We start from the raw sequence: 11744 nt of genomic DNA on the forward strand, positions 1-11744 counted from the left end.
ATTCGCCGCAGACAGGAAATTCTTTTCTCTGTTCGCAAATCAATTAGCCCAAGTCTCGAAACGAGATTGATCAAGCGCCGGCTTCGGAGATCGGCGCTGGGCAGCGTGGCGCAATTGGACGCAAGGACACGATGCAGAAGATGAGAACGGCGTTCTCACTCGCCGATGGACAGACGGATAGGATGAGCTCCCGGTGGCGGCGCGTCTGGCATCATCGATTATGCCGGGTAGGGATTTTGCCGCCAGCGTCATGATGACACATTCTTAAGAAGCCGGGAACGTCCGCTGAAGACAATGCTTCAGCCGTTGCTCGAGAAGCTTGAATGACGCGTTCGAGCCGAACTGTCGCGTAAGAGATGCTGCAAGCGCGCCGATCCAGGCGCTTCCTCTGCGTTCGTTTCGTCCTTGTGGATTTTGATGAGGTCGAGCAGGTTCTCGATGCCGAAGTCCGTGAACGCCATCTGGCCGTCATCGGACATGTCGTAGAACATAGCTCGAAAGCGCCTCGCATTCCGTGCGCGCGATTGACCGATCGATGACTAAAATACATCGTTAAGTTTTAGGTGTTTCACAAATTTCAATCCGGGAGTTTCATCTGTGGCCACAAAGAAACAAGACGCTGGATCAACAGCGATTGCATCATTTATTGCGATTGTAATTCTACTGCCGTTTTTAATTGTCGCTATATTTAAATATCTTATGTTGAAGAGATCGTTTATTAATAATAAGAACGTTGTTCGAATAGTTGATATAACACGCGCTTTTAACAGGATTATTCCTGGGTTGTCGATAGTAACAATTATAATAATTGTTACTTATTCATTTCATCAAATATATATAGATCAGCATTATAGTGATGCGATATTATCATCTACGATTGCCGTGATTGCTTTTATATATATATTGACAGCATGGCGAACTGCATCGGCTTTCGCTAGCGGCCTAATCGGCGTCGTTATTGATTCTGATGACGCAACGCTAAATTTTCCAACTGACGGAGTTCTAAGGTCATTTAGCTTCAATGTTATAATGAACGCGATCATTCCCGCATCAAGGGAGATTCTTACATTAAATAGAATACAGACATATAATAGGCAAGCTGGAAAAACCCTTATCATTCATGGAGATTTCGGCTCTAGAGCAATCACCTTCTCGGACAAGCTGCGCAGGGACCAGCTTATTAGTCTTATTTCTGGATATAGGCGTTTTAGTGATTCTGAGTATTCTGGCGAGGGTGATTACGTCTAATTCCAGACATCCTGATCTGATTCCGACTTTTGTGATTCCCATTCGACAGCCTGATCGCAATCAGTATCATGACCTTTGGTTTGATGTGTCCACAATCCCTTGATTTCGCCACCGCGTGGCGAATCGTCGTCAGCTGTTTTCGAGGAATTTCCCAGTGGTCCTCCACAAGAATGCCGAAGCCGCCCTCGCAGCATCTCTCGAAACCTGCTCAACCCCCGCCGCTTGCAATCGCGCGCCCCCAAGCCAGGAATTCGTGACCGACCTCCCGGCCGGGCGCATTCACACTCGCATTGAAAACTCCATATTCGCCCCGGAATTCCTTTTCGGCGTCGCGCAGCGACGCAACCCAAAACGGTCGTTCCTTTTCGTCTCGCGTGTCCTCGGTCGCCATATTCCGGTCGCGCCGTCCGTCATGCGCGAAACCTACCGAACGCTCGCAAACATGATCCCCGGCGATCTTCTCGGACCTGTCCTAGTCGTCGGCATGGCCGAAACCGCGATCGGCCTTGGCGCTGGCATCCACGATTCCTATGTCACGGCTTCCGGCCGCGATGACGCCGTCTTTCTCGCCACGACGCGATGCGACCTCGGGACGCCGCTGCTCACCCGTTTCAGCGAGGACCACAGCCACGCCACGAGCCATTTGATACACCGCCCCTCAAGCGGACAAATCTCCGATCTCGTCCAGAACGCTCGAACCCTGATCCTGGTCGATGACGAAATCACCACGGGACGCACGATCGCAAATCTGCACAGCGCCCTGATCGACGCCGGACTCGCCCGGGTCGAGCGCGTCGTGCTGGCAACGCTCACCGACTGGTCGAACGGCGACGCCGCCCGTTCCCTGTCGGAAAACTCCACGAACGTCTCGCTGCTCTCCGGCCGTTACAACTGGACCCCCCATCCCGCGGCGCTCATCCCGGAAATGCCGCATGTCGACGTGACCGGCCGCAGCCCGCACGCACCCTCCGTCCAACGCGACTGGGGCCGCCTCGGCGTCAGAACGCACGTTGTTCCGCGCGTCGCGACCACGACAGCTGGCGAAAAAATTCTGGTGCTGGGTTCCGGCGAATATGTCTGGCCGCCCTTCCTGCTCGCAGAAGCGCTCGAGGCCGCCGGGGCTCGCGTCAAATTTTCCTCCATCACGCGGTCGCCGATCGCGACCGGTCATGCCATCGAAACCGCGTTCGCCTTCAAGGACAATTACGGCCTCGGCATTGCCAATTTCCTCTACAATGTCGATCCCGGTAGCTACGACCGCATCATCCTTTGCGTTGAAACGCCCTCTGGCGCCATCGACCCCGCCCTGATCCGCGGGCTCGGCCCCAAGACGGAGATCCGCGCCAACGGTGATCTCGCATGATCCGCCCGTTGGTCTTCGTCGATCTCGACGACACGCTGTTTCAAACGCGGCAAAAGTGTCCCGTCGCCGAAACCGCTCATCTCACCCAGGCGACCACCGCGCGCAACGACAACCACTCGTTCATGACAAGGCCGCAAAAGGCGGTGATCGAATGGATGCTCGCCAGCGCCGACGTGATCCCCGTCACGGCCCGAGGCTCCGACGCTTTCAGAAATGTCCATCTTCCCTTCGCGTGTGGCGCCGTTCTGGCCAATGGCGGCGTACTGACGCGACCCGACGGTTCGCCCGACGCCGAATGGACCGCCGTTATGTCCCGGGATCTCGCCCCAATGGCGGCAAGCCTTGAACGCTGTCTCGCCGACTGTCGCGCCGCCGCCACAGGGCTGAACCTCGACATTCGCTCATGGATCGTCACTGAGGATGGTCTCTCGATCTATGTCGTGTTCAAGGACAACGCCGATGCGACCGGCGCTGGCTTGCCCAGCCTCGCAAAAGCCGCCCCCCCTCCGCCCGACTGGACAATTCACCGCAACGGCAACAACCTCGCCTTCATTCCCGGCGTGGTCTCCAAGGCGCGCGCGGTCGCCCACCTGATCGAACGGGCCAAGGACGAGAATCCGGCGCGACCAATTCTCGGCTTTGGCGACAGCGAAAGCGACTTTGGCTTTCTTTCGCTCTGCGATCTCTGGGGCGCGCCCGCGCGCAGTCAGATCGCAACAACGCTCGAACAATCGCTCGCCGACAGCGCCGATAGAGGATAGCCCTCATGCCCACCGCCGCAAGCACGCCCGCGCTGCACGGATCTTACGATGCCGCCGACATCGCCTTCCTGCTCAAACCGGTGACGATCCGGCCGACCGACGTCCCCGAAAAGGAGCGCCTGATCCAAAGCGGCGTCCGTCACTACTCGGAGATGATCGGTTTCGAACAAAAGCCGACTTCGGCCTACGAAGCCATTTTCGCCGCCGCCTTGCGAAATGGCGCGCCGCGCCTGGGACGCGACATCGCCGCTGTGGCGAAAGCCTTGCAGGCAAGCGCAACTGAGGCGGTCACGCTCGCCAGCCTTGTCCGCGCCGGCGCGCCGATCGGCGTTCTCCTGACGCGCGCCTTGAAACGTCTCGACGTCGATGTCGCCCATTTCGGCATTTCCGTCATCCGCGACCGGGGCATGGATCAGGCCGCGCTCGACCATATCCTTTGCCGCCGCCCCCCCTCGGGACTGTTCTTCGTCGATGGATGGACCGGCAAGGGCGCCATAGCCAGCGAACTCGAACGGACCCTCGCGCGAACCCGTCCCGAGATCGCGCCGCGCCTAGTCGTCGTCGCCGATCCCTGCGGCCGCGCCTGGCTTTCCGCCAGCGGCGACGACTGGCTCATTCCCTCCGGCATTCTCGGCGCCACTGTCTCCGGACTGATCAGCCGGTCCATTCTCAACGACGATGTCGTCAGCCCCGGCGAATTTCACGGCTGCATGGTCTGGGGCCACCTCAAGCCCCACGACCGCACGCAAGACTTCATTGACGCCGTCTGGCCTCAGGTCGAGGCCGCGCTCGCCGCGACGCCCGCCGCCGTCTGGCCGATCGAGCATCGGACGTCGCTCAATCGCCGCGCCGCCGCCGTCATCGACGCGATCGCCGTCCGCCATGGCGTCAGCAACCCCAATCGGATCAAACCAGGCATCGCCGAAGCCACGCGCGCCATCCTGCGCCGCGTCCCCGAACGCGTCTTCGTCGACGACCCCGAGGATTCCGATCTCGCCGCGCTCATCCACCTCGCCGGGAGCGCCAACGTTCCCGTCGAACCATTGCCATGTGGCGTCGCGCCCTATCGCGCGGTCACCTTGATCAAGTCCGTATCCTGACAACATTCGATTTGCAGGGACTTTCCCCATGGCTATCTCGCCCCACGCGCTCGGCGCCACGCTCTACATGCCCGTCATCCGTCCCGACATCTTCGAAATCGCGACGGGATACAAGTTGCCAGGCCTGCGCTCTCTCGTCCTCTGCCTTGAAGACGCGCTCGCCGAACATCACGTCGCCATCGGCCTCGCCAATCTCGCTGGCTTGCTGGAGCGCCTTTCCCTCGCGCGCCGCGCGACCGGCGACCGGCCGTTGCTGTTCGTGCGGCCACGTTCCATCGCAATGGCCGCGGCCATCGCCGCGATGCCCGACATTGGCTGTATCGATGGTTTCGTCGCGCCGAAATGCCGACCCGACCATGTCGCGCCCTGGTTCAGGGCCGTCGAACGCGGCGAGCTGCTGCTGATGCCCACGCTCGAGACGCCGGAATTCCTGGATGCGGAGGAGACGAAAGGTTTTCTGCGCGAAATCGACGCACTCGGTAAAGACCGCATTCTCGCTTTGCGCATCGGCGGCAACGACCTGATGGCGCTGCTTGGGTTGCGGCGCGAACGCGGTCTTACCCTATACGATGGCCCGCTTGGCCCCATCCTGTCGAACCTCGCCGTGCGCGCCGCCTGCGCCGGCTTTGCGCTGACCGCGCCGGTGTTCGAACGCCTGGACGACCCCCTCACCTTTGCCGATGAACTGCGCCGCGACGCCGCCCACGGTTTCGTCGGCAAGACGGCGATCCATCCCAGCCAGATCGAACCCATCGCCCAGGCTTTTCAGCCTACCGAAGCCGATGTGGACGCCGCGCGCGCCATCCTGGCGCCAAACGCGCCGGCCGTTTTTCAGTTGAACGGCGCCATGTGCGAACCCGCAACCCACGCCAAATGGGCCGAACGCATCCTCGCCCGATCTGACAATCTGGGCGTGCGCGACGAGGCTTCGGAAACCGGATATATTGCCTCGCGGGCGGCTCCGATGGCGCGTTAACGCAAATTTAGGCGCATTCCCGGGATTTTTCATGGAATGCGGCAAGTGTCATTTTCCTAACGTCATTTAGCTGCACTTAGCCTGCCGAGACCTAGCCATTGACGAAACACGCCCTATATCTTGCCCGCAACCACAAGGACGACCATGTCAATTTCGCTCGCCAAAGGCCAAACCGTCGATCTCAGCAAAACGTCCAACGGCCTCTCCCGAATCCGCATGGGCCTGGGATGGGACGCGGCCGCCAAGAAGTCCGGCGGCTTTCTCTCGTCGCTGTTCGGCGGCGGCGCGGCTGACTCCATTGATCTTGACGCCTCCTGCATCGTGTTCGACGCCAACAATCAGGCGATCGACGTGGTCTGGTTCCGGCAGTTGCGCTCGAAAGACGGATCGATCCAGCATTCCGGCGACAACCAGACCGGTGAAGGCGACGGCGACGACGAAACCATTTTCGTCGACCTCTCGCGACTGCCGGCGCATATCGACACGCTTGTCTTCACCGTGAACAGCTTTCGCGGCCAGACTTTCAACGAGGTCGACAACGCCGTCTGCCGCGTTGTCGACGACACCTGCAACAAGGAACTCGTGCGCTTCAATCTTGCCGAAAAGGGCGCCCACAACGGCGTGATCATGGCGGTGATCACGCGGCGTCAAGGCCCCTGGAGCATGAAAGCCGTCGGCGCGCCGACCAGCGGACAGACCGTGCAGGATCTGATTCCCGCCGCTCTCGCGGCGATCTGACGCCCTTCGGAGCATCGTCATGCCCATCCTCCAGAAAGGCGCCAACGCCCCTCTCGCCACGCAGACGCCGGTGGTGCGCATCCAGATCGGGCGTGGCGCGATCATCGGCGACATCGACGTTTCCGCCTATGTGCTGGGGGAAAACGGCAAGGTGTCCGGCGACCCCGACATGGTGTTTTACGGCCAGCGCCAGTCGGGAGATGGCTCGGTTCTTCTCGACTCCGCCAGCGATACGGAAACCGTGTTCGCGCTGAACCTCGCCGCCACCCCGGCGCGGGTCCAGCGCATCGCCTTCGCCGCGACCGTCCCCGGCGCCGGCGCCGATCGCCCGACCTTCGCCAAAGCCGCGTCCGTCGCGCTCAGAATCGACGGCGCCGACCCGATCGTGTTTCCGGTCCCGATCGAAGGCGCCATCGAAACCTCGATGATCCTCGGCGAAATCTACCGCCGCGCCGGCGCATGGAAAATTCGCGCTGTCGGCCAGGGTTTCGCGGGGGGGCTGAAACCTCTTGCCGAAAGTTTTGGCATTGTCATCGCGGACGATCCCGCCCCGCCCCCGGCGGCGCCTGCTCCGACTTCCGCGCCCGCCCCGGCGCCAGCCGTCTCCTTGTCGAAAATCACGCTTTCGAAGGCCCAGCCAAAGATCGATCTCACCAAGAAGGATGGCGCCTTCGGCGAGATCAAGATCAATCTCAACTGGAGCGCCGCTCCGGTGAAACGCGGCTTTTTCGGCGGCTCCCGCTCGATCGATCTCGATCTCGGCTGCCTCTACGAACTCCGCGACGGCACGAAAAGCGGGGTGCAGGCGCTCGGCGACATGCTCGGCTCCTTCGGCTCCGCGCCTTATATTGAGCTTTCCGGCGATGATCGCTCCGGCGCGGTCACCGAGGGCGAGTGGCTGCGCGTCAACGGCGCGCGCTGGAATGACATCAAACGGTTGCTGCTTTTCGCCTTCATTTACGAAGGCGCGCCCAACTGGGCGGCGACCGACGCCAGAATCACCCTCCATGCGCCAAAATCGCCGCCGGTCGAAATCCGCCTCGAAGAGGGAGACTCCCGCAAGAACATGTGCGCGGTCGCACTGATCGAGAATATCGGCGGCGAAATGCGCGTGTCGCGAGAGGTTCGTTACTTCAGCGGCCATGCCGAAATGGACAGCGCCTTCAATTGGGGGTTGCGCTGGGTCGCAGGCTCCAAGGATTAAACTTCAAAAAGGACCAATCGCATGCTCGAAGACTGGATCAAGACAGCCAAGGACAAGGCCTCCGAAGCGAGCAAGAAGTTCCGGGACGAAGTCGCCAAGTTCAAGAACCGCGAGTTCCTGGAAGCGACCGTCGCCGGTTGCGCCCTCGTCGCCTCCGCTGACGGAAGTATCTCGTCAGAAGAAAAGAAGAAGATGCTCGGCTTCATCCAGGCCTCCGACGAACTCAAGGTGTTCAAGGTCGAGGATGTGATCGCCGTTTTTAACCAGATCACGGCGAAGTTTGAATTCGACGCCGACATCGGCAAGATTGAAGCGCTGAAAGTCATCGGCCGCCTGAAGAGCAATGCGGCGGCCGCGCGCACCATGGTGCGCGTGTGCTGCGTCATCGGCGCCTCGGACGGAACCTTTGACGACAGCGAAAAGGCCATTGTGCGCTCGATCTGCGACGAACTCGGCCTGAACCCGAGCGAATTCGGTCTTTGACTCCCTAATCCGACGCCGAATCCGCGCGGCGCCGGTCAGTTTTCCAACGCCACTTCAAAGCCCGTGCGGATGGGCGTCAGCAACAAGGAATTGAAACCAATGGCCATCAGCCTTCAAAAGGGCGGAAATATTTCGCTCACCAAGACCGATCCGAATCTCCAGAAAGTCCTGCTCGGCCTCGGCTGGGATCCGCGCGCGACCGACGGCGCCGAATTCGACCTGGACGCCTCGGTCTTCCTGCTCACCGAAGCCGGCAAGGTGCGCTCGGAAAAGGACTTCATCTTCTACAACCAGAAGAAGTCCTCCGACGGCTCCGTCGAGCACGCTGGCGACAACCGCTCCGGCGCCGGCGAAGGCGACGACGAAACCGTCAAGGTCAACCTTCCCGGCGTTCCCGCCGACGTCGCCAAGATCGTCATCACCGTGACCATCCACGAAGCGGCCGCCCGCAAGCAGAGCTTCGGCCAGGTCGGCGGCGCCTTCATCCGCCTGGTCAACCAGGACACCAATGCCGAGGTCGTCCGCTACGACCTGTCGGAAGATTATTCGACGGAAACCGCGATGGTGTTCGGCGAACTCTACCGCAACGGCGCGGAATGGAAGTTCCGCGCCGTCGGCCAGGGCTACGCCGGCGGCCTCGCGGCCATGTGTCAGCAGTTCGGCGTCGCCGCCGGCTGACGCCATCAGGCGTTCCGGGGCGTGAAACCCGGAACGCCGATCTTTTCGTTTTCGCGATGAACACAAGACCGCCGCGTGACGAACGCATGCATCCCTGTGAAACGCTCTGACGAACCGACCCCTAAGGATATGACCGCCCCATGGACTATTTCAGCACCACGTTCGTCATCTCACTGCTCGAAATCATCTGGATCGATATTCTCCTGTCCGGCGACAACGCCGTCGTCATTGCGCTCGCCTGCCGCTCGCTGCCCGCCGGCAAGCAGAAGCTCGGCATCCGTCTGGGCGCGGCGACCGCCGTCGTGCTGCGCATTATTTTCGCGACGATCATCACCTATCTGCTCGCAATTCCCTATCTGCGTATCTTCGGCGGCCTGATGCTGCTTTGGATCGCGATCAATCTCGTCAAGGCTGAAGAAGAAGACGAAAACGAGATCAAGGCTTCGGAAAGCCTGTTCGGCGCGGTGCGAACCATCGCTATCGCGGACGTCGTCATGAGCCTCGACAATGTCGTCGCCGTCGCCGCCGCGTCGAAAGGCCACATTCCGCTGTTCGTAATCGGCCTGCTGATTTCGATCCCCTTCGTCGTCATTGGCGCATCGCTCATCACCAAGTTCATCCAGCGCTACCCGATCCTGATCTGGTTCGGCGGCGCGTTGCTCGGCTGGATCGCCGGGGAAATGATCGTCACCGACCCATATGTCGCCGGCGTAGTTCACACGTTCAGCGAGGCTCACAACTACGGTGACGCCATCCACTATGGCGCTGCTGTCGTCGGCGCCGTCATCGTCGTCGGCTGCGGCTTCATCCTTTCTCGCATGTCCATGCGGGCCAAGACCGGCGACGCCGTCTGACGGTTAATCGCGGCGCTGCTCGGGATCGCCCGCGACACTCTCGCGGGCGGCCTCGTTGTGAGTCGCACGAGCCTTGAGCAGCGAATGGCCGCGAAAACATCGCACAACGTTCAGTCGCGGAATGGAAAGTCGCGTATCGGTCATGATTGCGCGTTCGACCAAGACCGGGAAGGTCCGTTGAATGCGCCGCTCCGGCCGTTCCAAGAAAAGCATGAATGACGCGTTTGAGCCGGACTCGGTCGACGAACCTTCAACTTGGCGTTTTACAGCGAAGATCACGGCTTGATGACCCAGTCGTGAAGGGTTTCGGTCGCCGGCCCCCACACGCGTGATCGTGTCGCCGGCGCGGGGCCGGCGCCCGAAAGCCTCCGTAGGAGGAAACCGCGGGCCGGAAGGGCTCCGGTTTCCGCGAGGCTCGCTATGGGGATTTGAACACGGCGGTCAGCGGCGCCAACAGCCCCATCCGCTTCAGGCTGTTGTTGCGGCGAGGGCTCTTCGACCGCAAGCAGCGCGCGGATGCGCTCAATGTTGCCGGCGCGCCCCGCGCTGGCGAGCAGGCCGTAATGGCGGATGGCGGTGAGGCGCTCGCCAAGCGGCGCGCCTACAACGCCCGCATGTCGCTCGCGCGCGGCGTCGCGAGCCTCGCCATCGGCGTGCAGTCGCCTTCGGTCACGCTTACGTCCGAGCAACAGCAGGAAATGACCAGTGAGGGGCTGACGGCGACGTCGACCGCATCCTGGCTGCAGGCGCTCATGCTCGATACGACGCGTCGGCTGTAAAGCACCAACTACCACGGCCATCCAAGCCGCGCCAGCGGTGCAGCGTGCCCCAATGGGCGAGTCGGCGTTTGACGGTCGCCGGCGCGTGCGGTCCGAAACTGCGCAAGTGTCCCTTCGCGCGCAAAACCTCCTCAACTTCGGCGGGCATGCCGTGCGCCGCGTCGGCCTCGCGCTTTTCCGGGTCCCACAGATGATGGGCGACAAATTTCAACGCCAGCGCTTCCGGCGCCGGCCAAGTCAGGGGGCCGCCGGTCGCCGCCAACGACCAAGCTTCGAGATAGGCGAGATCGGATGCGAGGGCGCGCAAACTGTTGTCGCCTATGCCTTCGTTGGCGAGATGTTTGAGCGTGGCGACGTCGTCGTCGGTCAGGAGGGTCGCGAGCACGTCGCGGCGGTCCATCGGCAGGATGGCGGCGAGCGTGTCCAGTTCCAGTGCGCGGCGGTCTTCAGTGGACAGTTTCGGCTTGGCGGTAGCGTCCACGAACGTGGTGGAGATTTTCTGAGTGAGCCGGCGGGCGGAGCTCCGCTTAGCGGAGGCCGGCGGCTTTGCCGGGGCGGTCATCGCGCCCTCTTCGGTTATGGTCGAGTTGCTGAAGCTTGACCCCACCGACACGAGGACACAATGACCGACGACACAATGGCATTTCTTCATCAACTGCGCGAGCGCGGCGGGGAGGACCTGCTGAAGGACCTCGCCGAGGCGGTGTTGCAGAAACTGATGGACTTCGACGTCGACAACCTGATCGGCGCCGGACGCTACGAGCGTTCGGACGGGCGCACGACGCAGCGCAACGGCTATCGAAGCCCGCGCGGCCTCGATCGCGCCATGATGCAAAAACTCATCCAGGGCGACTGGATCGACGCCCACGACAACCTGGCCCTGGTCGGGCCAACAGGGGTCGGAAAGAGTTGGATTGCTTCGGCGCTTGGCCACAAGGCCTGCCGGGATAACCGCTCCGTCCTGTATCAGCGGGTCCCTCGGCTGTTCGAGGAACTCGCCCTCGCGCGCGGCGACGGACGCCATGCCAGATTGCTGCGATCGCTCGGGCGCGCCGATCTTCTGGTTCTGGACGACTGGGGCCTGGAACCGCTCGACGCCGCGGCGCGGCACGATCTGCTGGAAATCCTCGAAGAGCGCTACGGGCGCAAGTCCACGCTCGTCACGTCTCAGCTTCCGGTGGATCGCTGGCATGAAATTGTCGGCGATCCCACTTACGCGGACGCGATCATGGATCGCCTCGTCCACAACGCACATCGCATCGAACTGACCGGAGAAAGCCTGCGGCGCGCTCGCGCCAAGAGCGCGATCACCTCTTGACCAGGCGCCGTTCCAGGCGCCAAAAAACCTAAGCCAGCATGCCCCACCACCCGGGCGCCATCATCCCGTTACCGGGAGGCGGCATCATCCAGGAATCGATGGGCGCCATTATCTCGTAATTGCCGGGCGCCTTCGCAGGAATCGACAGGCATGTCGGGCATCTCGAAAAGCCAGGTGTCGAAGCTCTGTGAAGACATCGACGACCGGGTGAACTCGTTCCTCGACCGCAAGCTCGAAGGCGA

14 protein-coding genes and 1 pseudogene are annotated in these 11744 nt (G+C 61.5%); 12 read left to right on the forward strand and 3 right to left on the reverse strand.

Annotation, left to right across the window (positions count from 1 at the left end; translation table 11 throughout):
• Positions 1 to 299: 299 nt before the first annotated feature.
• On the reverse strand, positions 300 to 491 hold the full coding sequence (locus CFB24_RS21435) for a hypothetical protein (protein ID WP_088522655.1): 192 nt from the start codon (positions 489 to 491) through the stop codon (positions 300 to 302).
• A gap of 106 nt (positions 492 to 597) precedes the next feature.
• On the opposite strand from CFB24_RS21435, the gene CFB24_RS22865 reads away from it, so the two are divergent.
• The 10 genes from CFB24_RS22865 (at position 598) to CFB24_RS21480 (ending at position 9405) form a co-directional block, all read left to right on the forward strand.
• A complete protein-coding gene (locus tag CFB24_RS22865) occupies positions 598 to 1248 on the forward strand; it encodes a hypothetical protein (protein WP_141098562.1) in 651 nt (216 codons plus the stop codon).
• A 253-nt stretch (positions 1249 to 1501) separates the two neighbouring features.
• On the forward strand, positions 1502 to 2611 hold the full coding sequence (locus tag CFB24_RS21440; RefSeq protein WP_088522656.1) for a phosphoribosyltransferase domain-containing protein: 1110 nt from the start codon (positions 1502 to 1504) through the stop codon (positions 2609 to 2611).
• The gene (locus tag CFB24_RS21445; RefSeq protein WP_088522657.1) at positions 2608 to 3372 is read left to right on the forward strand and encodes an HAD family hydrolase; all 765 of its coding nucleotides are present in this window, start codon (positions 2608 to 2610) and stop codon (positions 3370 to 3372) included. The genes CFB24_RS21440 and CFB24_RS21445 overlap by 4 nt, the downstream gene beginning before the upstream one ends.
• 5 nt (positions 3373 to 3377) lie before the next feature.
• Positions 3378 to 4472: a cysteine protease StiP domain-containing protein gene (locus tag CFB24_RS21450; protein ID WP_088522658.1), complete on the forward strand. Its 1095-nt coding sequence runs from the start codon at positions 3378 to 3380 to the stop codon at positions 4470 to 4472.
• A 28-nt stretch (positions 4473 to 4500) separates the two neighbouring features.
• The gene (locus CFB24_RS21455) at positions 4501 to 5448 is read left to right on the forward strand and encodes an HpcH/HpaI aldolase/citrate lyase family protein (protein WP_088522659.1); all 948 of its coding nucleotides are present in this window, start codon (positions 4501 to 4503) and stop codon (positions 5446 to 5448) included.
• A 144-nt stretch (positions 5449 to 5592) separates the two neighbouring features.
• Complete coding sequence (locus tag CFB24_RS21460; RefSeq protein ID WP_088522660.1) at positions 5593 to 6186, forward strand: TerD family protein; 594 nt, start codon at positions 5593 to 5595, stop codon at positions 6184 to 6186.
• A 19-nt stretch (positions 6187 to 6205) separates the two neighbouring features.
• Entirely contained in the window at positions 6206 to 7390 is a 1185-nt protein-coding gene (locus tag CFB24_RS21465) for a TerD family protein (protein WP_088522661.1), read from the forward strand.
• A gap of 21 nt (positions 7391 to 7411) precedes the next feature.
• Positions 7412 to 7873 carry a tellurite resistance TerB family protein gene (locus CFB24_RS21470; RefSeq protein WP_088522662.1) on the forward strand — a complete coding sequence of 154 codons (462 nt, stop codon included), beginning with the start codon at positions 7412 to 7414 and terminating at the stop codon, positions 7871 to 7873.
• Positions 7874 to 7972: 99 nt separating this feature from the next.
• Positions 7973 to 8551: a TerD family protein gene (locus tag CFB24_RS21475; protein ID WP_088522667.1), complete on the forward strand. Its 579-nt coding sequence runs from the start codon at positions 7973 to 7975 to the stop codon at positions 8549 to 8551.
• A gap of 140 nt (positions 8552 to 8691) precedes the next feature.
• The gene (locus tag CFB24_RS21480; protein ID WP_088522663.1) at positions 8692 to 9405 is read left to right on the forward strand and encodes a TerC family protein; all 714 of its coding nucleotides are present in this window, start codon (positions 8692 to 8694) and stop codon (positions 9403 to 9405) included.
• 3 nt (positions 9406 to 9408) lie between these two features.
• Here the strand turns inward: CFB24_RS21480 and CFB24_RS21485 are convergent, their stop codons facing one another.
• Positions 9409 to 9618, reverse strand: coding sequence for a hypothetical protein (locus CFB24_RS21485; RefSeq protein ID WP_088522664.1), 210 nt, complete (start codon positions 9616 to 9618; stop codon positions 9409 to 9411).
• Between the two features lie 215 nt (positions 9619 to 9833).
• On the opposite strand from CFB24_RS21485, the gene CFB24_RS21490 reads away from it, so the two are divergent.
• Entirely contained in the window at positions 9834 to 10184 is a 351-nt protein-coding gene (locus tag CFB24_RS21490) for a hypothetical protein (RefSeq protein WP_088522665.1), read from the forward strand.
• A gap of 16 nt (positions 10185 to 10200) precedes the next feature.
• On the opposite strand, the pseudogene CFB24_RS21495 reads toward CFB24_RS21490, so the two are convergent.
• A pseudogene (locus tag CFB24_RS21495) lies at positions 10201 to 10665 on the reverse strand (integrase); the annotation flags it as partial.
• 141 nt (positions 10666 to 10806) lie between these two features.
• Between CFB24_RS21495 and istB the strand changes: the two are divergent.
• Positions 10807 to 11502 (forward strand): IS21-like element helper ATPase IstB, encoded by a 696-nt coding sequence (gene istB / locus CFB24_RS21500; RefSeq protein ID WP_088522666.1) that lies wholly within the window; start codon positions 10807 to 10809, stop codon positions 11500 to 11502.
• Positions 11503 to 11744: the final 242 nt, after the last annotated feature.

The sequence above is a fragment of the Rhodoblastus acidophilus genome, from assembly GCF_900187365.1.
Taxonomy (GTDB): Bacteria; Pseudomonadota; Alphaproteobacteria; order Rhizobiales; family Beijerinckiaceae; genus Rhodoblastus; species Rhodoblastus acidophilus.